Here is a 22,666-nt window from a genome sequence, read left to right on the forward strand (position 1 = left end):
TATTTGATTGGTTAATTACGCGGTCTTACTGTGCGCTGCTCTATTCTTTTCTCGTAACCTGAACCCTGGAAAATACGGTGTACATAAACACCCGGTGTATGAATATGATCCGGATCAAGTTCACCTGGTTCTACCAATTCCTCTACCTCAGCAATTGTAATTTTACCTGCCATAGCCATGACCGGATTAAAATTGCGGCTTGTAGAGCGGAAAACAAGATTTCCTGCGGTATCACCTTTCCACGCTTTCACGATCGCAAAATCTGCATCAAAAGCATATTCCATCAGGTAATCCTTTCCATTAAAATTTCTGGTTTCTTTACCTTCTGCAACTTCTGTACCCACACCAGCAGGTGTATAAATTACAGGCATGCCATAACCAGCCGCCATACAGCGGGTCGCTAAAGTTCCCTGAGGGATCAGTTCAACTTCTAATTCTCCACTTAACAACTGACGCTCAAATTCTGCGTTCTCTCCTACATAAGAAGAAACCATTTTCTTTACCTGCCTGGTTTTCAGTAAAAGGCCAATTCCGAAATCGTCTACACCAGCATTGTTAGAAATGCAGGTAAGCTCCTTTACGCCCTTTTTTACCAATGCGGCAATACACTTCTCAGGAATACCACAAAGTCCGAAACCTCCAAGCATAATGGTCTGTCCGTCTATAATATCGCGGATTGCTTCATCGGCATCCGCTACTCTCTTATTGATCATATATTTGGTTTGCCCGCTAAATTATAGATAAAAACAACCCCTGCAAAATATTAATATTTTTTATTACATAGATTTGTTTACAAACAATTTCGTAAAATTGTTTGTAAACAAAATATGCTGAATGAAATATCTTAATCTACTGCTGTTTACCTCAATTTGTCTGTTTGGATTCCGCACCTCTGCACAAAAGAAAGTTCCATCCTATCTCCAGGACCCAAAAACCGGTTGCCGGATTGTAGACGAAAATAATTCTCCGGCAGTCAGTATATCATGGACTGGCAGTTGTAAAAACAAGTTTGCTGAAGGATATGGAATATTAACCTGGTATAATCAGGGACAAGAAAGTGCAAGATATACCGGCCTTGTACATCAAGGAAATTTGAATGGCAAAGGAAAATTTACTTTTCCAAATACGCGCTACACACTGGAAGGCAATTTCTCAAACGGAACTTTAGAAGGTAAAGGTAAAACAACCTTTGCTACGGGACTGGAAATGGAGGGTACCTTTATAGAAGGAAAGTTTTTAAATTTAGAGGACCGCGAACTGAAAAAATTAAAAAACAATAAGACTTCACTCCTGGACAGTACAGGGATCTATGTAGCCGAAGACACTTTAAAACCTCTTTTTTATTATAGCTTATTACCAGAAGAAAATGTTAAAAGTACACTGGTTTTATTGCCGAGTAGTGGCGAAACTGCTGAAAACGCAATTAACTGCAATAAACAGCTCATCCAGCTGGCAGCACAACATCATATTCTCATTATTGTACCCGCTATCAATAATGACCGTGGAATGGATGATGATCAGCTTGCGCTCAATTTCCTGAATACCGTTTTTAAAGAAGTCATTACAAAATTCAATGCACCAAAGGATAAATTTGTTTTTAGCGGATTCTCAAACGGAGGAATGATAGCCTTGAGATATGCCGAATTAGCCCACGAAAGCAACCCTAAAACTGCAATAATGCCCTGTGCCGTATTAGGGGTTGACCCACCGGTAGATATAGCCGAACTTTACAATGCAGCAAAAAGAGACCTGGCTATTAACGAAGGAAGGCCTGGTTTAACACCTGCCAAACTGAATGGCTTAAGAGAGGCAAAGTCTATCGTTGATTTCTATAATAAAACCTATGGAGGGCCGCCAGAACAGTTTCCTGAGGAATATATTAAACGTTCCATGTTTTCAAGGTCACAAAAGGATGGTGGTAATGCCAGATACCTGCTCAAAATGCCAGTAAGAATCTGTTCAGATCCAGATATATTATGGGCAATAAACGAGAGAAACCGCGATTATTTCGATATGAACGCAGCCAGTCTGTCTGCAATGATCAACCTCTTAAAATTGCAAGGCAACAAACAGGCTGAATTTATACCTGCAATCGGAAAAGGGTACAGATTAGATGGTACAAGGCACCCTCACTCCTGGTCTATTGTAGAACCACAGGAATGCATTCAATGGATAACCCAGGTAACAAAATAATTAACGGGCAGAGATTTCTATAATCTGATCATTTGTTCCATTGCTGGTCCCGATATAAACTTTGCCATCCGGCGACTGGCAGATTGCTCTTAATCTGCCGAACTGATTTTGCAGAAAATCCTTTGCAGAAGTAATTTTGGTACCGCCTTCATCCAGCTTCAGCTGTAACAGCCTTGAGCCCTTAAGCGCGACAACCAGTAAAGAGTTTTTCCACTGTGGAATATAGTCTGAATTGTAATAAGTTAAACCCGATGGTGCAATAGTAGGTGTCCAGGTCATCATCGGCTCTGCCACATTATTAATTGCGCAGAATGTTTTTTCTTCAGCCTGATCACATAATCCTTCCACATTTGGCCAGCCATAATTTCTGCCCTTTTGAATCAGGTTAATCTCATCATCATTATTGGGACCATGTTCAGATGAATATAATTTACTATTTACCATCACCAGCCCCTGCGGATTCCGGTGACCATAACTCCATAATGGATTATTGGGTAAAGGATTATCAGAAGGAATAGAACCATCCAGATTTAATCTCAAAATTTTTCCGGATAAACTATTGGTATTTTGTGCCTGATCAGCAGCATTGGCATCGCCTGTAGTCACTAATAATTTAAGATCCGGAGTAATGAGCAATCTCGAGCCATTATGAATGGAGGAAGCCGGGATCTGATCCAGTAAAACTAATGGAGCACTCAAAACACCATTATTAAAAGTAAACCGGACCACTTTTCCTTTATTTCCTGAACCGTAGTCATAAACCACATATACATAAGGATTGGTACTAAACTGCGGATGTAATGCCATACCAAGTAAACCGCCCTCACCCTGGCTCGTAACTTCAGTAATGGTATGGACTAAAGTAATCACCCCATTCATTGGATTTAACCGGCTGATTTTTCCGGCCCTTTCGGTGAACCAGATAAAATTATCTGGTCCATATATCATTTCCCACGGGAACTTTAAAGATTGAGTGAGTACTTCTGTTTTTATATCGGCATCCGGTAAAGTTTCCGGACTATCATTGTTTTTGCTTTTTTCACAAGCTGACAGAAAAAACAAGATAAAGATTGAAGTAAAAATTGTTTTCATAACAGAATGTTTCTTGGTTAAACAAGGTAAACAATCCAAAATGAATTATGTTTAATTAATTGAAATACACATAGGTTATACCATCGCCGCCTCTATCCGCATGCTCATCCTCAACCCTGTTCACCTGGCTGTACTTGCGCAGATACTCTCTGATTAATTTCCGGAGGATACCATCCCCCTTTCCATGGATCAGCTTGATAAAAGGAAAGCCCAGCATAATCGACTTATCCAGATACTTTTCAACTTCCTGAATTGCATTTTCACCACGCATTCCACGAAGATCCAGCTCAGCAGTAAAATTCCCAATCGCTTCAGACATTCTCCCTGAAAAAGAATTGCTCTGTACAACTTTTTTAGCCTGTTTATTGCTGATTTTCTGTACCCTGTCTTTTTTCACCACAGAACGAAGATCACCTAGTGCCAGCACTAAATTACCACGGTTAATTTCCATTACCTGTCCCATGGTTTCCGTATTAATCAGCTGTACCCAATCCCCAACTTCAATAGCAGTCGTGGAGATCACCACCTTCTCAGGCTTCTTCTCTTCTTTAACCTGGTGCTGAACCAGGCTCTTTTGTAAATCCTGTCTTAGTTGTTTGGTCGCTTCTTTATCAGCCTGATTCTCTTTGATACCAGCAATTGTATTTTCTACCAGTTTATTGGCATTTTTAATAATCGTCTGCGCTTCAAGTTTAGCTTCCTTAATCAGTGTTTTCCTGTTTTCTTCCAGAAACTGCTGAAGTTCCTCGTTTTCTTTAACCAGGTTCTTTACTTTATTCTGCTGAAGAGATAACTGGATTTTAGTATCATAAATCTGCTTTTTCTCTCTTTCCAGATCGACCAGTAAGCTATCAATTCTATTTTGATTTGTTCCTGTTTTTTCCCTTGCCAGCGTCAGCACCTCTTTTTGCAGGCCAATATTCTGTGCAATTTCAAAAGCATAAGAACTTCCTGGTTTACCTATTTCCAGTACATATAAAGGCTTCATCTTATCATTATCGAACAACATAGAAGCATTTTCCAGTCCCGGAGTATTACCAGCAAATAATTTAAGATTTGAATAGTGAGTGGTCATGACCCCTCTTACTTTTTTATTATTCAGTACTTCCAGTACAGCTTCAGCCATTGGCCCGCCAAATTGAGGATCTGTTCCGGTACCAAACTCATCAATCATTACCAATGATTTTGGCGTAGCATGCGCAACAAAATAACGCATTTTTGTTAAATGCGCACTGTAAGTACTCAAATCACTTTCTATACTTTGATCATCACCAATATCAGCAAAGATATTATCAAATATCCCGACCTCACTTGACTCATGCACAGGAATCAGCAGACCTGATTGCAACATCAGTTGCAGAAGCCCCACTGTTTTCATACAAACTGATTTACCTCCCGCATTTGGTCCTGAAACCAGTACGATCCTTAAATTTTCGTTCATATGAATGTTAAGAGGCACTACCGTTTTCTTATCTTCTTTAAATGATAAGTATAACAAAGGATGCCTTGCATTGATCAGTTTAATCCTTGGCTCAGCTACCAGCACAGGCATATCTGCTTCTACCTCAATCGCAAATAAAGCTTTAGCCCTTACAAAATCCAGTTTAGTCAGGAATCCATGATAAGAAAGTAATAAAGGCGTAAATGGTCTTAAATCATCAGTAAGCGCAATTAAAATACGGATGATCTCCCTTCTCTTATCAAATTCAAGATCTCTTATCTTATTATTCAGTGTGAACACAACTTCAGGCTCCATATAAACAGTTTGCCCACTCGCAGACTCATCATGAATAAAGCCCTTCAGTTTCCGCTTATTCTCGGCCAGAATAGGAATACACATCCTTCCATCACGGATTGTTAAACTTCCATCTGCTACCCAATTGCTGGCTACTGCCTGCTTGTAAATCACATCCATCCGTTTACGGACTTCCTGTTCTCCTTTAGCGATATCCCCAATGATTTCCTGTAATTTAGCAGAAGCATTCGGTTTGATTTTGCCTTTAGGGTCAAGTACTGCTTCTATTTTCCGGAGGATGTTCTTTTCCACTGGTAAATGCTCAAATAAAGCTTCCAGATTTGGATAAATATCTTTTCTTTCCTCAAAGAAGCGTAGTACTGAAAAAACGGTCTGTAAAGAGAGATAGATCTGGAACAATTCTTCCTCCATCAGGTAACTACCTTCTACACGTACCTTTTCGGCCAGTGATTTAATATCAAAAAAAGTACTGATCTGTAACGGCTCCTGGTTTTCCAGGATATTTTTAAACTCTTTAGTCTGTCTTAAAAACTTATTAATCTGATCAAATTTATTCATCACCTGCATTTTGCTGACCATATATTGTCCCATCGGACTCAGGCAATGCTTTAGGATGAGCTGTCTGACTTCACTGAAGCCAAGTCTATCTAAACAATTATCGGGATATATCATTTCTATTCATTCTTTTTAGCCGCACTGGCATCGCTTTCCCTTTTCAGGGCTGCCGCCTCATCTGTACGCACTTTTAATTTTTTCGCCTCTTCCTTTTTCACCTTTTTTAATTCAGTTACTCTGGCAAGACTATCTTTCTTTATCTTTTTTGCAGCATCTGCTTTAGTCTTCTTCAGCAGTATTTCTGCTTTAGCAAGACTATCTTTTTTAGCGGCTGCCGCTCTGATTACCCTCTTAGGGTCAGCTTTATCCAGGCTATCTTTTTTCGCCTGCTGAATAGCTGCAAGTTTCTTTAAACGTTTCGCATTGATTTGATCTTCCTTCTCCTTAACCTTTTTTAATTTACCAGTAATCTTATCATACATGGTATTCAAAACCTCAGGATGATCATAATAGTAATTCATACTTTTAGTATACAGTACAGAATCTATCCCAAACTTCTTATAAATACCTTTGTAGTAAGCCGCACTCGTGCTCCTTGCTGAATCTATATTGGCAATAGTTGAAATATATCCGTCTACCATATGGATGTCAAATAAAATATCCTGCATTTTTTCTGGCTGAACAATAGCTGAAGGGATACCCGGCTTACATCCTCCTATGCCGATTAACAGCAGGCAAATGCACAAAAAATTTCTCATTGTTTATAAAACATTATTTTTTCCGTAGCTATTTAAGCTAAGGTTGTTAATTTTACCAAAAATACTGATAAATGAGCATAGCAGATAACTTATTAAAATATAAAAAGGAATTAGAAGGGGAAAATGCCGAATTAATTGCCGTATCAAAATTCAATGATGCAGCAGCAGTTTTGGAAGCATACCATGCAGGACAGCGGATTTTCGGAGAAAACATTGTTCAGGAATTAGTAGAAAAACAAGAAGCGCTTCCAAAAGATATTGAATGGCACCTGATTGGACATCTTCAAACCAATAAAGTTAAATATATCGCTCCTTTTATCAAATTGATTCAATCCGTTGATAGTGTCAAACTACTGGCAGAAATCAATAAACAAGCGGCAAAAAATGACAGAGTTATTGACTGTTTACTACAAGTTTATATTGCTGATGAGGATACAAAGTTCGGACTGGATCATGCAGAAACGATTGAACTTTTAAGATCAGAAGAATATCTTGCCATGAAAAACATCCGTATTACAGGTTTAATGGGTATTGCGACAAACAATGCACCTGAAAAACAAACTAAAGATGAATTTCAGGAACTGAGAGTATTTTTTGATGGTATAAAAACCAGTTTTTTCAGAAAAGAAGATTCATTTAAAGAATTATCTATGGGAATGTCTGGTGATTACAAACTGGCAATCGAAGAAGGCAGTACCATGGTAAGAATAGGAAGCAGCATTTTTGGCGCAAGAAAAATCAAACATTATAAAGCATAAGCTAATGGATATTCAACTCAGGTTTGCAGTAAAAGAAGATTGCCCGCGTTTATTGGAGTTAATAAATGAATTAGCAGTTTATGAAAAAGCTCCGGAAGAAGTTACAGTTACCTTAGCCGAATTTGAAGAGGCCGGATTCGGAACGCAACCTGTCTGGAAAGCCTTTGTAGCAGAAGATACGACAGGAATTCTTGGCTTTGCACTATATTATACCAGGTACTCTACCTGGAAAGGCTGCCGCTTATACTTAGAAGATTTCATTGTTACAGAAAATCAAAGAGGAAAAGGATTAGGAAAAATCCTTTTTGAAAGAGTAATGAAAGAAGCCAGAGATAAAAATTATAACGGAATGACCTGGCAGGTGCTGGACTGGAATGAGCCAGCTATCAATTTCTATAATAAATATAATGCTCAGATTGAAACAGGATGGTTGAATGCGTCTTTTAGTAAAGACCAGCTTTAAAAACAATTTCAAATAAACAATGCAGGTATTTAAATTCGGGGGAGCTTCTGTAGTGAATGCAGAAGCAGTAAAGAATCTTGTTGCTATTATTCAGCAGGCGGAAAAAGAAAATTTACTGATCGTAGTTTCTGCGATGGGTAAAATGACCAATAAACTGGAATTACTTTCTAACGCCTATATCTCCGGGCAGGAAAACACACACGACTTGCTCGATGAAGTCAAAGCTTATCATTTCAATATCTTAAACGATCTGTTTGATAACCATAGTCATCCCATATTTAATGACGTTGCAAATACTTTCGTAGAAATTGAATGGTTATTGGAAGAAGATGCAAGTGATGCACCCGATTATATTTATGATCAGATCGTTTCGATTGGTGAAGTAGTTTCCACTAAAATTGTAGCCGCTTACCTGAATGAAAGTAATATTTCCGCAGTATGGGCAGATGCCAGGAATTTCATTAAAACTGATAATACTTACCGCGAAGGACAAGTGGACTGGGAGAAAACTGAAACAGAAATCAAACGTAACCTTGTTCCGTTACTGAAGAAAAGTATTGTCGTGACCCAGGGATTTATTGGCAGTACCAGTGAAAACTTCACCACTACCCTGGGCAGAGAAGGTTCAGATTATTCCGCAGCCATTTTCTGTGCCTGTCTGGATGCCACAGCACTAACCATCTGGAAAGATGTGCCAGGGGTATTAAATGCAGATCCTAAATGGTTTGATGAAACAGAACGCATCCCTCAGCTTTCTTATCACGATGCGATTGAACTTACCTACTATGGTGCAACAGTAATCCATCCCAAGACCATCAAACCACTTCAGAATAAGAATATTCCTTTGTATGTGAAATCATTCCTTCACCCGGCCAGCGAAGGCACAGTGATCAATGGCATTAACAGTGAGCTACCGGTACCCTCGTTTATTTTCAAAGTAAACCAGGTGCTGATTTCTATCTTACCAAAAGATTTCTCTTTTATCATTGAAGAGAATCTGAGTGATATCTTCAGCTTATTCCATAAACACAAAGTGAAAGTAAATACCATGCTGAATTCGGCATTAAGCTTTTCTGTAAGTGTCGACTATGAAGAAGAAAAGATAAATAACCTGATTCAGGATTTATCAGTCTTATATAAAGTAAAATACAATAAAGGACTGGAACTGGTCACCATTCGTTACTACAAAAAGGATACGATCAATAGAGTTACTGTCAACAAAGACATTTTGCTGAAAGTCAAAAGCCGTCATACTTGTCAGATTGTAATGAAAGATAAATCAACTATTGAATAAGCGACTTACAGACCCGGCCGTTCAGGATTATATCCATGACAATCTGAATGCAGATGTGCATAAAATTGCCATGGCCAAAAGCCCTTTTCCAGAGGTTACAGGAAAAGAACTGGCCAATCAGATCGCGTCCAGAAAAAAGTCCTTCCGTAAACTGCCAACCTGGTTTCATACCGGTTTTATTTACTATCCGCCCCTGTTATCTGTAGAACAATGTTCTTCGGAAATTACCGCAGCTTATAAAGCCGGATTAGCAACAGGAAGTTCAATTATTGATCTGACAGGCGGTTATGGCGTAGATAGTTATTACTTCTCCCAACAACTAAAATCCGTTACTCACTGCGAAATCAACGAAGAATTGTCAGCAATTGCCAGTTACAATGGAGTTTTACTGAAACAGGATAACGTCAGGTTTATTTCCGGAGATGGTCTGGAGTTCTTAAAAACCACCGGTCAGGAATTTGATTGCGTTTATATTGATCCAGCCAGAAGAAGTACCTCCGGAAAGGTTTTTATGCTCAAAGACTGTACACCCGATATTGTTGAAAATCTAGGTCTGTTATTGTCAAAAGCAAAGCGGATATTGCTTAAAACTGCTCCGCTGTTAGATCTGAGTGCAGGATTAAAAGAACTGGATCACGTAGCTGAAATACATATTGTGAGCGTTAAAAACGAATGTAAAGAATTGATCTGGGTGATCGAAAGAGATTTTGAAGGCTCCCCCGGCATCATTTGTACGACTTTAAACGCGAAGCAAAAACAATTCAGGTTTAACCTGGGCGAAGAGGGTACCACGGCTATTACCGGTTCAGTTATTCCAGGTCAATATTTATACGAACCTGATGTGGCACTTTTAAAAAGCGGTGCTTTTAACCTGATTGCAGAAAGATATCAGCTGCAAAAATTTCATCATCAAACTCAACTCTATACCTCTTCTGTCATTCATCCAGAGTTTCCGGGAAGGATATTTCAGCTCAACGAAGTCATGTCTGCGGCAAAAATAAAGAAGGAAAAAAACCTGGTTGGAAATGTAATTGTCAGAAACTACCCGGATAAGGCAGCCACCCTGGTTGATAAATATCATATCAAACCTGATGACACCGAATTTATAATTTTTACACAAAGCAGTACTGAAGGCAAAATTATTATTAAAAGTACGATTATACAGCATTACTAATACGCAAAAAGCCCCCCGGTTTAGACTGCCCCCAAAAAGTTAGACACTATTTGGGGCTAGTCCAAGTTGCGGGAGGCTTCAGTCATTTAGCATCAAGACTAATATTTATATTTTTTTAACGTTTATCGCTTGTAAACCCTTCTTTCCTTCAGTGATATCAAACTCTACATTATCATTCTCCTGAAGACTCTCAATACCGCCTATAACGTCTTTGAAATGGACAAAAATATCCTTGTTTCCTTCGTAAATTAAAAATCCATAGCCTTTCTGCGTATTAAACCATTTTACTTTTCCCGTACTCATAGTATTTAAGTATAAAAATTAATATTTCTTTAAATTATCAATTATATCAAACTTAAAGAAAAGCAACAAGTTTTAAAAATTATTTATTAGGTTGCGGAGTAGTTCTTAAATAAGGTTTAATTACCTGATGTCCCTTTGGAAATTTAGCAGGAATATCTTCTGTTTTGATACTATTCATCACGACAACATCATCACCATCTTTCCAATCCGCAGGCGTGGCAACGCTATATTTAGCAGTCAGCTGCAAAGAATCAATAACTCTTAATACTTCAGTAAAATTCCTGCCAGTTGAAGCTGGATAAGTCAGCATTAATTTCACTTTTTTATCAGGTGAGATCACAAACAATGAACGCACAGTTAATGTCTCAGAAGCATTAGGGTGAATCATATCATAAAGATCAGCGATCTTTTTATCCTCATCCGCTATAATTGGAAACTCTACATTGGTGTCCTGTGTTTCATTAATATCCTGTATCCAGCCTTTGTGTGACTCTACAGAATCTACACTCAGGGCAATCACTTTTACGTCTCTTTTCTCAAATTCTCCTTTAAGTGAAGCCGTGCGGCCCAGCTCAGTGGTACATACAGGTGTATAATCCGCAGGATGCGAAAAAATCACTCCCCAGCTATCGCCAAGAAACTCATAAAAATCGATATCACCAATTGATGTTTTAGCTTTAAAATTTGGAGCGGTATCTCCTATTCTGATACTCATAATCTTATTATTTTTTGATTTTAAATCGAACAATTATATCTGTTTATAAACACTACTAATATAGTAGTATATTAGTAATAATATACTAAATTCATATTTAATGATGCTAATCAAACAATGTAGGCTGTAAGGTTATCCCAGGGATCTTAAGCCCTAACTGTTCATTAAACACCTTTACAGTATGCGCAGCTAAAAGAGGCGTATCCAGCTCATCATGCTGATGCAGAAAAAAGTAAATCTTCTGAAGCCCTTTCTCCTGCCATAACTTAAGCCTTGAACCCCACTCCTCAATTCTTGCAAAATCATTCTTTTTGTGCATACTTCCATTTCCTATAAACCTGATAAACACTTCAGGAACAGTAACCTCCATATGGACCAAATCCCTTCTTCCACTCACATCCGTAATCACAGCGCCCTTTTTTGTAGCTGTAAAGAGTTCAAAAACCTGTTTCCTGATTACCGGATCAGAAAACCATTGCTCATGCCTGAGTTCTACAAAGATTGCTGGCTCTTTAGGAAGAAATTTAAGATAATCTGATAAAACCGGCAAATTTTTCACGCCAAAGCTTTCACTTAACTGTAAAAAGCAAGCACCTAATGTATCTCCGAATTCAGCAACCGCTTTCAAATATTCAGCAGTAGTCTGCTCCGACCCTGTCAATCTTTGATCATGACTGATAATTTTGGGAAATTTAGGACAGAATAAGAAGTCACCGGGTGCATTGTCTGAAGCTTTTTTCCTCCATTTGCGTACAGAATCCAAAGAAGGGATCTGATAATAAGCTGCATTTAATTCAATCGAATTAAAATGTTTTGCATATTCATCCAGGAAATCTGCCTCCTTAGTTTTTGGGGGATAGATTAACCCCACCCATTCCTTTCGGCCCCATTTTGCACATCCTATAAAGACTTCAGCCTTACCAGGCTGGCCGTTTAAGACTTTCGAAGTCTGCTGCCCATCCTCAGGCAATGTAAAATCTATCTCCTTAACCTGATCTGAATTTACTTTTCCAAATTCCATAAAATTGGCTTTAAAAACAAAACCCCGAAACAAGCATTATGTTTCGGGGTTTTAAAAAAAGCGTTTCGCTTAATTATATACTTTGATCATATAGACATAGTTTTCAATCTTATCTATTTGTTTAGTTCTGTTTAATCCCTGTAAAGGATTCTTTTTAGCAAAGATCACCTTCTTACCCAATGAGTCCTGAGGGATTGCATTTAAAGCCTCCAGAATGTATTTGGATTTGATGGCAAACGTTGCACCATCTACCTGATTTTCTTTAGCAGTAATCACACCGATGATATTTCCATAATTATCAAGTAAAGGACCACCACTATTTCCAGGATTAATTGGAATAGAAACCTGGTATTGCGTAGTATCACCTACATGGCCTGTTTTTGAGCTGATATAACCTTCACCCAATACAGCGTCATCCTTTGGATAACCTAACGTATATACATTCTCACCCATTCCGATACTATTCTTCTTCAATTTATAAGGAATTGCAGAAAGCGGTGTAAATGACTCATCAATAATTTTCAGGATCGCAATATCATACTGTGGATCACGGTAAACAACCTTAACCTTGTAAGAATCGCCTTTATTATTTTGGACATATACTGAATCTGCATCTCTGACAACATGATAATTTGTACATAAATATCCATTTGCAGTTAAAGCAAACCCTGTTCCGCCAAACTGAGCTGAACGGACATGTCCCTTTTCAGTCTTAGGGCTTGAATTGATAGTCCTTACCAGTTTATTCTGACTGTTTTTGATATTGGTAATTTCTCTGCGCATCACTTCATAACTACCGTTTTGCAGGGTATTATGCTGTATAGAGTAAATAGAGAAAATAGTTAACAGGATGAATGAGGCAGCAATAGCCATTGCCGATTTGTTTTTGCGCCACAGATTGATAATAAACGAAGGATGCGGTCTAAGCTCTTCGCTCAGTGCAGTGACATTTATTCCGGCATGGGCTCTTTCCATCTGCTCTTTCAAAGAAAGGACTTTACCATATTGCTTTATTGCATCCATAAAAACTTTATGTGCAACTACTTTATGATCAATTACAGGATCATTGGCGCGCAATTTATCAAAAGCTTCTGTTTCTGCGGCTGTAAGTTTACCCCTGAGGTAATCTTCAATGATAGCATCTAATTCTATGTCGTTCCTCATACCGTACTTAAGATTGAAAAAATAATTTCTTTAATCTCTGCAAACATTTATATTTCTGAGTTTTGGCATTATCAGTATTGGTATAGCCAAATTTCTCACAGATATCCTGCATAGAGAGATTATTTATATAAAAATCCTGAATAATAGTTTTGCAAGGCTCCCCCAGGTTTTCTAATGCTGCCCCCATCTTCTCAAACTGAAGATCCTTTTCTTCATGATACTCTAAATCAACCTCTACTGACACTACATCCTCAAAATCAGAAACATTATTTGTCTTTTTGCTTTGCTGTGCAAGCTTTTTCAGCCAAATACGTCTGCAAACTGAATATATATAGGTCTTAAGTTTGCTGCTTAACTCAAAATCTCCGCTCTTAATTTTATTATATAAAATAATAATCGCTTCCTGATACACATCTTTTGCATCATCCTCATCACCGTTATTATTTATAATAAACTGCAAAATCATCGGAAAATACCCGACGTACAGCTTATTAAGTGCATCTTCCGAGTTATTTAGTATCCCTAAAACTACCTCTCTATCTGTTGGAACTGAATCGCTTAACTTGTTACTCACCAATTAATACATTTATACGTGAATGGTAACCCAATATTAGACAAAAAAATTATTTAAATCTTTTTTAAAAATAGTGGGTTACCTTTTGATCATTGTGGTATTAATCTGTAAAATTAATTAATTATTTTAAACAGAATTCAAATGAAAAACTTATTCAAATTCGGCTTTTTAGCTTTAGCAATCTCTTTATCAGTAGCAGCATGTAACTCAGAAAAAAAAGCTGGTGCAACTGACACTACAGTAACTGATTCTTCAGTTGTTACTACTGACGTTGATACTACTGTTAAAGATTCAACAGTTAAAGATACAGCGGTTAAAACTACTACTACTGAAGTTAAACCAGCTGCTGAAGCTAAAAAATAAGCTAGATAAAAAATCTAAAGAAAGGCTTTGGTTCTCCAAAGCCTTTTTTTTGTGCCTGCAGGTTTGAGTAAAATGCTACCTTTGCATTTGTAAAAATATCCCTATACATGAATTTATCTCCTCTTCAAGCTATATCACCAGTTGATGGTCGTTATAGAAACACCACACAAAATCTGGCTAAATATTTTTCGGAATCGGCTTTAATCAAATATAGAGTATACGTTGAAATTGAATATTTCATCGCTTTATGTGAAACTGGTTTAACAGGATTAAGCCATTTCGACAAAACAAATTACAGTAAACTCCGCAGTATATCCGAACTGTTCAGTGATGAAAATGCGCAGGAAGTAAAAGACACAGAAAAAATCACCAACCACGATGTTAAAGCCGTTGAATATTTTATCAAAAAAAGATTTGATGACTTAGGTCTTGGAGAATTTAAAGAGTTTATCCACTTCGGACTGACTTCTCAGGATATTAATAATACAGCAATCCCTTATACCTTTAAACGCTCACTTGAAGAAGAATATTATCCAAATATCCAGTTGCTGATTGTTAAACTTCAGGAATTAGCTGCTGAATGGAAAGATATTCCTTTACTGGCTCACACTCATGGTCAGCCAGCATCCCCGACTAAACTGGGTAAAGAATTTTTAGTCTTCGCAGAACGTCTGGAAATTCAATTGAATAACCTTAAAAACATTCCTCATAGTGCAAAATTTGGTGGTGCAACAGGAAACTTCAATGCACATCATATTGCCTATCCCGGAATTAACTGGGTAGATTTTTCTAACCACTTCGTCAATGATATTTTAACTTTAAGCCGTGCACAGCATACTACACAAATTGAGCATTATGACCAATTTGCAGCGCAATGTGATGCCTTAAAAAGGATTAATACGATTATTATTGACCTGGACAGAGATATCTGGGCTTACATTTCTAAAAACTACTTCAAACAAAAAATTAAAGAAGGAGAAGTAGGTTCTTCCGCAATGCCCCATAAAGTAAATCCTATTGACTTTGAAAATGCAGAAGGAAATGCTGGTATTGCGAATGCACTATTTGAATTCTTTGCTGCAAAACTGCCAATTTCACGTTTACAAAGAGATTTAACAGACTCAACGGTATTAAGAAATGCAGGTGTTCCTGTGGCGCATACGATGATTGCGATCTCTTCTACTCTAAAAGGGCTGAACAAGCTCTTATTAAACAATGAAGTTATTGCAGCAGATCTGGAAAACAACTGGGCTGTGGTTGCCGAAGCGATTCAAACCGTATTGAGAAGAGAAGCTTACCCTAACCCTTACGAGGCCTTAAAAGATCTGACACGTACCAATCAGAAAATTACTGCACATACCATGGCAGCATTTATCGATGGTCTTCAAATTGATGAAGATTTAAAACAAGAGCTGAAGCAAATTACTCCATTTAATTATACCGGCGTATTTTAGATAAGTTCAGCTTTAAAACGTAACTTAATACAGGATAATATATAATGACCTAAAACAGACATCGATATCTGTAATTGAATTGCGAATTATTTATTTTTGTAAGAAAAAAGAGACAATGACTATTAACGTATATACAGAACAAACCCCGAATCCTGCCACCATGAAGTTTATGGTTAATAAACTTCTGATTAATGGCAGCGAGGACTTCGCTACAAAAGAAAGTGCTGAACACTCTCCTTTTGCAAAAGAATTATTCAAGTTTAATTTTGTTAGTGGTGTATTTTTCGCAAGTAATTTCGTGACCATTACAAAAACTGAGGATGCTGAATGGCCTGATATCGAGCCTATCCTGAAGGAGTTTGTTAAAGGTGCTGTAGAATCAGAATATAAAATTAAAGAAGTTACCACAGAAGAAGCACCTGCTTTTGAAGGATCTGATCTGGAAGTAAAAATTCAGCAGATCTTACATGATTACGTTCGTCCTGCTGTTGAACAGGATGGTGGTGCAATCAGTTATAAATCATTTGAAGAAGGTGTAGTTACCGTTGAACTTCGCGGTTCATGCAGCGGATGCCCTTCCTCTACCATTACTTTAAAATCTGGTATTCAGAATTTATTGCAGCGTATGGTTCCCGAAGTAAAAGAAGTTGTTTCTAACGCTTTGTAGTTCAAACCAAGCGATACATAAAAAAACGGCCTGTGAATAATTCACAGGCCGTTTTTTTATATACTTAACTTTCAAAATGCCGCTGAATAGCCTCCAGCATTTCTATATCGACCAAACCATTGGTGGCCAGAATTTCCCTGCGTTCAATGAACTCCTCACCACCACCAAAATTCATCACTTTTCCACCCGCCTGCTGCACCAGGTAAGCGCCGCCAGCTACATCATAAGAATTCAGATTATATTCAAAGAAAGCATCAAACCTGCCACAAGCCACATAAGCTAAATCTACTGCAGCAGAACCTATCCGTCTTAAACCATGCGTCTTTTGCATTAATTCAGCTAATAACTTCATATACTGGGCCTGTTTATCAAACTCATAATAAGGGAAACCGGTAGCCAGTAAAGAATCAGCCAGACTATTTCGCTGAGAAACCCGGATAGGCTTGTGATTCAGATAAGCAGGCGCATCTTTGTAACTATGAAACATCTCTCCCCTGTTGATTTCATAAACAACACCTAAAACAGGCTTGTCCTCTTCATATAAAGCGATACTGATCGAATAAGTTGGTACACCGTGGATAAAGTTTGTTGTACCATCCAGCGGATCTATAATCCAGTTATAAGTTTTCCCTTTCCTGTTGACCGTTTGTTCTTCCGTTGTAAAACCGGCATCAGGTATTAATTGATCAAGATTTTCGACGATGAGCTCTTCAGCAGTTTTATCTACATAAGAAACCAGGTCATTTAATCCTTTGAATTCAATAGCCTCCGCATTAAAACGCATCGATTCCTTCCGTATAAAATTGCCCGCCAGCCGCGCGATTGCGATAACCTGTGAACTCAGTAATTCGTAATTCAAATTGTAAAATTTAGCTTGTGTGTATATTTTTATTCTTTATCGAGAACGTCACCAATAACAAGCCACCAATAAACAAGAGAGAAGAAATCAACTCCGCCTGTGTAAAAGAGATACCTGCAACATGATACTTTGAATTGACACGGATCAGTTCGACAAAAAATCGTTCCATTCCGTTCATCATCAGATAAATTCCGAACATCATTCCCGGAAGCTTAATCTGGTGGCGGATACGCCAAAGTATAAGAAATAAGATAAAACATACAATCACCTCATAAATAGGTGTAGGATATACAGGGAGAGGCAGTACATTACAAAACTTGCCAACGCAGCCCGGAACAGGGACACCTTCCATTGCTACATTATTTGGATAAGTATAAGCCCATAACCAATCAGGTAACCAGCCAAAAGGCTTAGGGTTCATATTGACAATTCCCCAATCCCCATCACCAGACATATGACAGCCAATCCGGCCCACACTGTAAGCCAGCATCATTCCAGGTCCGCCAACATCCAGCATATGTAAAGGCTTGATTCCATTTTTCTTTGCAATATATAACACAGCTGCACCACCGCAGATTAATCCGCCGTAAAATGTTAAACCACTAAAAGACAGTAATCCGCCTATAGGATCCTGGATAAAAGTATCCCAGTGTTCCAGGTTGTCAAATATCTTTGCACCCAAAAAACCCCATACCGCAGCCCATACGATCATATTCCCCATCAATTCATAAGGATGTTCTGTAACTTCTACTTTTTTAGGCTGGGCAAGTTTGAATTTATTTTTTTCTTTATAATCCCAGTAGGCAAATAATCCGGCGAAGAATAATCCGCCAAGAATGTTTCCTTTCAGGGATAACAATACAGTTTGCGCATCGCTGACAAATAACCGGTAGTTTAATAAAGCATAAACCAGTTTATAACCAATCAGAAACCCAAAAATACAATTGGAGATTAATTCTGTGGTTGTTGCAGGCTGGCCGATTGTGATAATCCTTTTTACAGGATGTAATAAACCTAAAGCTTCTTTTCTTTTTAGTTCCTGTGTAAATGCCCAGTAACCTGCAATAAAAGCCAGGGCGACAAATACACCGAAAGTATTAAAAGGCAGTGGAACCTGAATACCAAAGAGATATTCTATAAAATGAGAAACGGTAGGAAACATACGCGTATATTTTTTTACGCGAATATAAGATTAATGTGCTAAAACTTGTTCAGTTTCCATAACTTCTACCTCTCCATCGGCAGTTAATTCCATTAGTTTGACCATTTTAATTTCATTAACCATTACAGGATCATATTTAGCTTTTACTTTGACATAATTCTTGGTAAAGCCATGCATGAAACCATTTTTCTGATCATCTTCAAATAAAACTTCCCCAACAGTTCCGATTTGCGACTGGTAAAAAGCTCTGCGTTTCTTATCAGATAAGATATGCAGCATTTTACTTCTGTCAGCACGTGTACTTCCGGCAACAGCACCAGTCATTTCAGCAGCTTCAGTCTGTTCACGCTCCGAATAGGTAAAAACATGCAGGTATGAAATATCAAGTTCGTTCAGAAATTGGTAAGTATCCAGGAAATCTTCTTTAGTTTCTCCCGGGAAACCAACAATGACGTCTACTCCAATACAACAATCAGGAATCAATGCTTTAATTGTTGCTACACGTTCCGTATATAAATCTCTGCGGTAACGTCTTTTCATCAGTCCCAGTATCTTATCAGAACCCGATTGCAGTGGAATATGGAAATGGGGTACAAATCTTTTAGAAGCAGCGACAAAGCTGATAATTTCATTGCTTAATAAATTAGGCTCAATAGAAGAAATCCGGATTCTTTCAATTCCTTCCACTTCGTCCAGCGCTTTCACCAAATCAAAAAACTTATCCTCACGCTTTCCATCACGGATACCGAAATCACCAAGATTTACCCCCGTCAATACGATTTCCTTTACACCACTTTCCGCAATTTGCCTGGCACGGTTAACCACATTTTCGATGGTGTCACTTCTGCTGCCGCCTCTTGCTAGCGGGATCGTACAATAAGTACAAGGATAATCACAACCATCCTGAACTTTCAGGAAGGTACGTGTTCTGTCGCCTATAGAATAAGCAGCTATAAAATTATGATTAACTTTTTCAATGTTTTGCTGATGAATTACAGCTTTTGGCAATTTGGTCAGATCTGAGATATATTCTACAATACGGAATTTCTCAGCCGCACCCAGTACCATATCCACCCCTTCAATTTCAGCAATTTCAACAGGTTTCAACTGCGCATAACAACCTACAATAGTAATATAAGCATTTGGTGCATATTTAAGAGCTTCCTTCACTACCTTACGGCACTTTTTATCCGCATGCTCAGTTACAGAGCAGGTATTGATGACATATACATCTGCGGCGTCAGTAAAATCTACTACAGCATAACCTGCATCAGTAAAAAGACGTCCGATAGTTGAAGTTTCCGAAAAGTTTAACTTGCAACCCAGTGTATAAAATGCTACTTTCTTCATTAAATTCATTTGAGGTGCAAAGATAAGTTTTTAGATTAATGTTTGCACAACCCTAAAAATTTGTTCATTGTCAAATTATCTGCCTGGGGTGATCTTTATATTACGAATCCTGCTTTTCATTCCACCGGTAACTATCCTGTTCTAACCCTGCCAGGTCTATGACTCTGCTCACGACAGTTTGCGCCACTTCCTCGATCGTTGTTGGGATACTATAATAAGATGGATTAGCCGGACAGATAATCCCTCCTGCTTCAGTAACTGTTTTCATATTATTAATATGGATCAGGCTAAAAGGTGTGTCCCGGACTACAGCAATCAATTTCCTGCGCTCTTTTAAAATGACGTCAGCAGCTCTTGAAATTAAATCATTAGAAATGCCATGGGCGATTCTTCCTAAAGTTCCCATAGAACAAGGAATAATTATCATCGTATCAAATTTTGCAGACCCCGAAGCAAAAGGAGCATTGAAATCCATTTTTGAATAAAAGGTAAAAGGATACTGCTCATAATCACTATTGCCTAATTCAAAACGCCAAACCTCTTTTGCATTGTCTGACATCACTACGCCCACAGTTTCGATCTGATCAGCTAACTGGAGTAAATTATTCAATAAGAGTTTAGCATATACAGAACCACTGGCTCCGGTGATCGCGACGATGATTTTCTTTTTCTTCATAGAGGGCGTAAAGATACGGAACCTGAAGAAACAAAAAAGGGCCGAAAATAAATTTCCGGCCCTACATCTACCTATGAAAAACATACCCTCGAAAGGGTAAGCTCAAATGTAATATTCTTTTCTAACAAAAAGAAAATTTTAACACTTTTTAAGTATTTATGATACAATAATGTTAATTGTACCTTTTACACTATGATAAAGCCATTTATTTTTTTGAAGGTAACCCGAAAAAACCTCCGGATTTCAGCTATCTCCTGCAAGAACCGTTATATCGAACGCTTAAAAATCCCTGAAAAAGTCATTTATCTACCCTCACGTCCTCTAATCCAACATATATTTTAAAATTTTATTAAAATTTAAATTACTGTCTATGAATAGTTTAAAAAATAATTCGGATTTTAGTTTAGAATAATTTGCTAACGTTATTATAATTCGTACTTTTGTCAAACTGAAAAACACGGTGGTTTTAGCTCAGTTGGTTAGAGCATCGGTTTGTGGTACCGAGGGTCGTGGGTTCGAGCCCCATATTCCACCCATTATAAAATCAGTAAAAGCAGTCTGTGAAGACTGCTTTTTTTTTGACTTCAATTTTTCAGCATTTCCAAAATCCGCCCGCCACTATTCTTTCCACGTAACCTTCTTAAACAAACTGCGCTTACCTCCATTTACATTTTCTTTTGTAATTTAGCCCCACACGAATTAAACAAATAACCTTGTTTATAGGAATTACACAAGCATAATGATTGAAATTTATACGGACGGTGCAGCAAGCGGAAATCCAGGGCCAGGAGGATATGGCGTAATACTACGTTCAGGAAGTCATTATAAAGAATTAAGCGGAGGATTCCGTATGACAACTAATAACAGGATGGAACTACTTGCTGTTATCGAAGGCCTCAATGCCATCAAACAACCAGGCGCACAGGTTACCATTTACTCAGACTCTAAATATGTAGTGGATTCCGTAGAAAAGAAATGGGTATTTGGCTGGGTAAAAAAAGGATTCAAGGATAAAAAGAATAAAGATCTCTGGATTCGTTACCTCGCAGTACACAAATTGCATGACATCAAATTTATCTGGATCAAAGGACATAACGACCATCCTGAAAATGAAAGATGCGATGTATTAGCCGTTGCAGCCTCCAAAGACAGGGCCGCACAGCAAATCGACACAGAATTCGAAGCAGAAAGAAACAGAACAACCTTATGATAAAAAAACAGGGGCAGCTTAGCGCTGCCCCTGTTTTTGTTTATATAAAAGCGAAAAACTAAGCAGTTTTAACTTTCGAATCAGTTACCGCATAAGTGGCCATCAACTCTTCCGCCATCTTTACCATTTTCTCCGAACCGATAAAAATAGATGATCTCTGGTGTAATTCCTCAGGCTCTATCTCTAAAATCCTTCTGAAACCATCAGAAGCCGTACCACCAGCCTGCTCTATAATAAATGCCATTGGATTACACTCATACAACAACCTCAGCTTTCCATTTGGAGAACTTGCTGTAGTTGGATAAATATAAATACCGCCCTTAATTAAATTACGGTGAATATCAGCAACCATAGAACCAATATACCTTGAAGTGTAAGGCCTGTTAGTTGCTTCATCATGAACCTGTGCATATTTAAGATACTGCTTTACCCCCATAGGGAAATGCACATAATTTCCTTCATTGATCGAATAAATACTGCCATCTTTAGGCACTTTCATATTCGAATGAGATAAACAGAACTCACCGATAGAAGGATCAAGCGTGAAACCATTCACTCCTTTACCAGTGGTATAAACCAGCATAGTTGAAGAACCATAGATCACATAACCTGCTGCTACCTGCTCTGTACCTTTTTGAAGCACATCAGCTAAAGTTGCCATTCCTTCCACAGATTTTCTGCGGTAAATAGAAAAGATAGTTCCAACAGCTACATTGACATCAATATTTGAAGAACCATCCAAAGGATCAATACACACAATGTATTTTGCATTTTTAGACACCGGAGAATCAATAGGGACAAAATCATCTTCCTCTTCAGTTGCAACAATACAGCACTCCCCCCCACTGGTCAGCGCAGAAATAAACTGGGTATTTGCAAAAACATCTAACTTTTTCTGCCCCTCCCCCTGGATATTTACCGTTCCCGCATCCCCCAGAATATCTACTAATCCTGCCTTATTCACCTCCCTGTTAACGATTTTTGCGGCGATCCCAATATCTCTCAATAATCTGGAAAGTTCTCCTTTTGCATAAGAGAAATCAGCCTGTTTCTCAATAATGAATTGTCCTAATGTTTTTATACCCGACATATATACTTAGTGTAC

The 22,666-nt window shown here is 38.1% G+C and carries 23 protein-coding genes and 1 tRNA gene; 10 read left to right on the forward strand and 14 right to left on the reverse strand.

Annotated features, from left to right (window positions below):
* Positions 1-11: 11 nt before the first annotated feature.
* Positions 12-713 (reverse strand): CoA transferase subunit A, encoded by a 702-nt coding sequence (locus tag AB3G38_RS10550; protein WP_111634787.1) that lies wholly within the window; start codon positions 711-713, stop codon positions 12-14.
* A 121-nt stretch (positions 714-834) separates the two neighbouring features.
* Between AB3G38_RS10550 and AB3G38_RS10555 the strand changes: the two genes are divergently transcribed.
* Positions 835-2,193 carry a hypothetical protein gene (locus AB3G38_RS10555; RefSeq protein WP_367868442.1) on the forward strand — a complete coding sequence of 453 codons (1,359 nt, stop codon included), beginning with the start codon at positions 835-837 and terminating at the stop codon, positions 2,191-2,193.
* Here AB3G38_RS10555 and AB3G38_RS10560 read toward each other — a convergent pair whose 3' ends face one another.
* From AB3G38_RS10560 to AB3G38_RS10570, 3 genes are read right to left on the reverse strand one after another with little or no spacing between them, the layout of a single operon-like run.
* Positions 2,194-3,285: a sorbosone dehydrogenase family protein gene (locus tag AB3G38_RS10560; protein ID WP_367868443.1), complete on the reverse strand. Its 1,092-nt coding sequence runs from the start codon at positions 3,283-3,285 to the stop codon at positions 2,194-2,196.
* Positions 3,286-3,340: 55 nt separating this feature from the next.
* Positions 3,341-5,713, reverse strand: a complete 2,373-nt coding sequence (locus AB3G38_RS10565) for an endonuclease MutS2 (protein WP_367868444.1) — start codon at positions 5,711-5,713, stop codon at positions 3,341-3,343.
* 2 nt (positions 5,714-5,715) lie between these two features.
* Positions 5,716-6,354: a DUF4296 domain-containing protein gene (locus tag AB3G38_RS10570; protein ID WP_367868445.1), complete on the reverse strand. Its 639-nt coding sequence runs from the start codon at positions 6,352-6,354 to the stop codon at positions 5,716-5,718.
* A gap of 71 nt (positions 6,355-6,425) precedes the next feature.
* Here AB3G38_RS10570 and AB3G38_RS10575 point away from each other — a divergent pair, with 71 nt between their 5' ends.
* Genes AB3G38_RS10575 through AB3G38_RS10590 form a run of 4 tightly spaced genes read left to right on the forward strand, consistent with a single transcriptional unit; the run spans position 6,426 to position 10,043 of the window.
* Entirely contained in the window at positions 6,426-7,112 is a 687-nt protein-coding gene (locus tag AB3G38_RS10575; protein ID WP_367868446.1) for a YggS family pyridoxal phosphate-dependent enzyme, read from the forward strand.
* Positions 7,113-7,116: 4 nt separating this feature from the next.
* Complete coding sequence (locus AB3G38_RS10580; protein ID WP_367868447.1) at positions 7,117-7,575, forward strand: N-acetyltransferase family protein; 459 nt, start codon at positions 7,117-7,119, stop codon at positions 7,573-7,575.
* A 19-nt stretch (positions 7,576-7,594) separates the two neighbouring features.
* The gene (locus tag AB3G38_RS10585) at positions 7,595-8,869 is read left to right on the forward strand and encodes an aspartate kinase (protein ID WP_367868448.1); all 1,275 of its coding nucleotides are present in this window, start codon (positions 7,595-7,597) and stop codon (positions 8,867-8,869) included.
* Positions 8,862-10,043, forward strand: coding sequence for a class I SAM-dependent methyltransferase (locus AB3G38_RS10590; protein WP_367868449.1), 1,182 nt, complete (start codon positions 8,862-8,864; stop codon positions 10,041-10,043). Before AB3G38_RS10585 ends, AB3G38_RS10590 begins: the two co-directional genes overlap by 8 nt.
* A 105-nt stretch (positions 10,044-10,148) precedes the next feature.
* Here the strand turns inward: AB3G38_RS10590 and AB3G38_RS10595 are convergent, their stop codons facing one another.
* The 5 genes from AB3G38_RS10595 to AB3G38_RS10615 all read right to left on the reverse strand — a co-directional run bounded on the left by AB3G38_RS10595 (position 10,149) and on the right by AB3G38_RS10615 (position 13,820).
* Positions 10,149-10,346, reverse strand: coding sequence for a cold-shock protein (locus AB3G38_RS10595; protein WP_068395614.1), 198 nt, complete (start codon positions 10,344-10,346; stop codon positions 10,149-10,151).
* A gap of 79 nt (positions 10,347-10,425) precedes the next feature.
* A complete protein-coding gene (locus tag AB3G38_RS10600) occupies positions 10,426-11,061 on the reverse strand; it encodes a peroxiredoxin (protein ID WP_111634795.1) in 636 nt (211 codons plus the stop codon).
* Between the two features lie 106 nt (positions 11,062-11,167).
* Complete coding sequence (locus AB3G38_RS10605; protein WP_367868450.1) at positions 11,168-12,082, reverse strand: DUF72 domain-containing protein; 915 nt, start codon at positions 12,080-12,082, stop codon at positions 11,168-11,170.
* Positions 12,083-12,151: 69 nt separating this feature from the next.
* Positions 12,152-13,246, reverse strand: a complete 1,095-nt coding sequence (locus AB3G38_RS10610) for a S1C family serine protease (RefSeq protein ID WP_367868451.1) — start codon at positions 13,244-13,246, stop codon at positions 12,152-12,154.
* Between the two features lie 7 nt (positions 13,247-13,253).
* A complete protein-coding gene (locus AB3G38_RS10615) occupies positions 13,254-13,820 on the reverse strand; it encodes an RNA polymerase sigma factor (RefSeq protein WP_367868452.1) in 567 nt (188 codons plus the stop codon).
* Between the two features lie 141 nt (positions 13,821-13,961).
* Between AB3G38_RS10615 and AB3G38_RS10620 the strand changes: the two genes are divergently transcribed.
* The 3 genes from AB3G38_RS10620 to AB3G38_RS10630 all read left to right on the forward strand — a co-directional run bounded on the left by AB3G38_RS10620 (position 13,962) and on the right by AB3G38_RS10630 (position 16,304).
* A complete protein-coding gene (locus AB3G38_RS10620; RefSeq protein WP_068395604.1) occupies positions 13,962-14,183 on the forward strand; it encodes a hypothetical protein in 222 nt (73 codons plus the stop codon).
* A gap of 107 nt (positions 14,184-14,290) precedes the next feature.
* Positions 14,291-15,637 carry an adenylosuccinate lyase gene (purB, locus tag AB3G38_RS10625; protein WP_367868453.1) on the forward strand — a complete coding sequence of 449 codons (1,347 nt, stop codon included), beginning with the start codon at positions 14,291-14,293 and terminating at the stop codon, positions 15,635-15,637.
* A 115-nt stretch (positions 15,638-15,752) separates the two neighbouring features.
* Complete coding sequence (locus AB3G38_RS10630) at positions 15,753-16,304, forward strand: NifU family protein (RefSeq protein WP_183868085.1); 552 nt, start codon at positions 15,753-15,755, stop codon at positions 16,302-16,304.
* Between the two features lie 64 nt (positions 16,305-16,368).
* Here the strand turns inward: AB3G38_RS10630 and AB3G38_RS10635 are convergent, their stop codons facing one another.
* From AB3G38_RS10635 to AB3G38_RS10650, 4 genes are all read right to left on the reverse strand, one after another.
* A complete protein-coding gene (locus tag AB3G38_RS10635) occupies positions 16,369-17,163 on the reverse strand; it encodes an inositol monophosphatase (RefSeq protein ID WP_367868454.1) in 795 nt (264 codons plus the stop codon).
* 10 nt (positions 17,164-17,173) lie between these two features.
* On the reverse strand, positions 17,174-18,325 hold the full coding sequence (locus AB3G38_RS10640; protein ID WP_367868455.1) for a prolipoprotein diacylglyceryl transferase: 1,152 nt from the start codon (positions 18,323-18,325) through the stop codon (positions 17,174-17,176).
* 30 nt (positions 18,326-18,355) lie between these two features.
* Positions 18,356-19,675, reverse strand: a complete 1,320-nt coding sequence (mtaB, locus tag AB3G38_RS10645; protein ID WP_068395593.1) for a tRNA (N(6)-L-threonylcarbamoyladenosine(37)-C(2))-methylthiotransferase MtaB — start codon at positions 19,673-19,675, stop codon at positions 18,356-18,358.
* A gap of 100 nt (positions 19,676-19,775) precedes the next feature.
* Entirely contained in the window at positions 19,776-20,351 is a 576-nt protein-coding gene (locus AB3G38_RS10650) for a UbiX family flavin prenyltransferase (protein WP_367868456.1), read from the reverse strand.
* Positions 20,352-20,810: 459 nt separating this feature from the next.
* Here AB3G38_RS10650 and AB3G38_RS10655 point away from each other — a divergent pair.
* Both AB3G38_RS10655 and rnhA read left to right on the forward strand, forming a co-directional pair.
* Positions 20,811-20,886, forward strand: a tRNA-His gene (locus AB3G38_RS10655).
* A gap of 204 nt (positions 20,887-21,090) precedes the next feature.
* Entirely contained in the window at positions 21,091-21,561 is a 471-nt protein-coding gene (gene rnhA, locus AB3G38_RS10660; protein WP_367868457.1) for a ribonuclease HI, read from the forward strand.
* 58 nt (positions 21,562-21,619) lie between these two features.
* On the opposite strand, the gene fbp is transcribed toward rnhA, so the two are convergent.
* A complete protein-coding gene (gene fbp, locus AB3G38_RS10665; protein WP_367868458.1) occupies positions 21,620-22,651 on the reverse strand; it encodes a class 1 fructose-bisphosphatase in 1,032 nt (343 codons plus the stop codon).
* Positions 22,652-22,666: the final 15 nt, after the last annotated feature.

It is taken from the genome of Pedobacter sp. WC2423, from assembly GCF_040822065.1.
Taxonomy (GTDB): domain Bacteria; phylum Bacteroidota; class Bacteroidia; order Sphingobacteriales; family Sphingobacteriaceae; genus Pedobacter.

What these genes read in the sequence shown, in the direction of transcription:
- AB3G38_RS10550 (WP_111634787.1), bottom strand. Translation starts at nt 713, where the DNA reads ATGATCAATAAGAGAGTAGCGGATGCCGATGAAGCAATCCGCGATATT.
- AB3G38_RS10555 (WP_367868442.1), top strand. Translation starts at nt 835, where the DNA reads ATGAAATATCTTAATCTACTGCTGTTTACCTCAATTTGTCTGTTTGGA.
- AB3G38_RS10560 (WP_367868443.1), bottom strand. Translation starts at nt 3,285, where the DNA reads ATGAAAACAATTTTTACTTCAATCTTTATCTTGTTTTTTCTGTCAGCT.
- AB3G38_RS10565 (WP_367868444.1), bottom strand. Translation starts at nt 5,713, where the DNA reads ATGATATATCCCGATAATTGTTTAGATAGACTTGGCTTCAGTGAAGTC.
- AB3G38_RS10570 (WP_367868445.1), bottom strand. Translation starts at nt 6,354, where the DNA reads ATGAGAAATTTTTTGTGCATTTGCCTGCTGTTAATCGGCATAGGAGGA.
- AB3G38_RS10575 (WP_367868446.1), top strand. Translation starts at nt 6,426, where the DNA reads ATGAGCATAGCAGATAACTTATTAAAATATAAAAAGGAATTAGAAGGG.
- AB3G38_RS10580 (WP_367868447.1), top strand. Translation starts at nt 7,117, where the DNA reads ATGGATATTCAACTCAGGTTTGCAGTAAAAGAAGATTGCCCGCGTTTA.
- AB3G38_RS10585 (WP_367868448.1), top strand. Translation starts at nt 7,595, where the DNA reads ATGCAGGTATTTAAATTCGGGGGAGCTTCTGTAGTGAATGCAGAAGCA.
- AB3G38_RS10595 (WP_068395614.1), bottom strand. Translation starts at nt 10,346, where the DNA reads ATGAGTACGGGAAAAGTAAAATGGTTTAATACGCAGAAAGGCTATGGA.
- AB3G38_RS10600 (WP_111634795.1), bottom strand. Translation starts at nt 11,061, where the DNA reads ATGAGTATCAGAATAGGAGATACCGCTCCAAATTTTAAAGCTAAAACA.
- AB3G38_RS10605 (WP_367868450.1), bottom strand. Translation starts at nt 12,082, where the DNA reads ATGGAATTTGGAAAAGTAAATTCAGATCAGGTTAAGGAGATAGATTTT.
- AB3G38_RS10610 (WP_367868451.1), bottom strand. Translation starts at nt 13,246, where the DNA reads ATGAGGAACGACATAGAATTAGATGCTATCATTGAAGATTACCTCAGG.
- AB3G38_RS10620 (WP_068395604.1), top strand. Translation starts at nt 13,962, where the DNA reads ATGAAAAACTTATTCAAATTCGGCTTTTTAGCTTTAGCAATCTCTTTA.
- purB (WP_367868453.1), top strand. Translation starts at nt 14,291, where the DNA reads ATGAATTTATCTCCTCTTCAAGCTATATCACCAGTTGATGGTCGTTAT.
- AB3G38_RS10630 (WP_183868085.1), top strand. Translation starts at nt 15,753, where the DNA reads ATGACTATTAACGTATATACAGAACAAACCCCGAATCCTGCCACCATG.
- AB3G38_RS10640 (WP_367868455.1), bottom strand. Translation starts at nt 18,325, where the DNA reads ATGTTTCCTACCGTTTCTCATTTTATAGAATATCTCTTTGGTATTCAG.
- mtaB (WP_068395593.1), bottom strand. Translation starts at nt 19,675, where the DNA reads ATGAAGAAAGTAGCATTTTATACACTGGGTTGCAAGTTAAACTTTTCG.
- AB3G38_RS10650 (WP_367868456.1), bottom strand. Translation starts at nt 20,351, where the DNA reads ATGAAGAAAAAGAAAATCATCGTCGCGATCACCGGAGCCAGTGGTTCT.
- rnhA (WP_367868457.1), top strand. Translation starts at nt 21,091, where the DNA reads ATGATTGAAATTTATACGGACGGTGCAGCAAGCGGAAATCCAGGGCCA.
- fbp (WP_367868458.1), bottom strand. Translation starts at nt 22,651, where the DNA reads ATGTCGGGTATAAAAACATTAGGACAATTCATTATTGAGAAACAGGCT.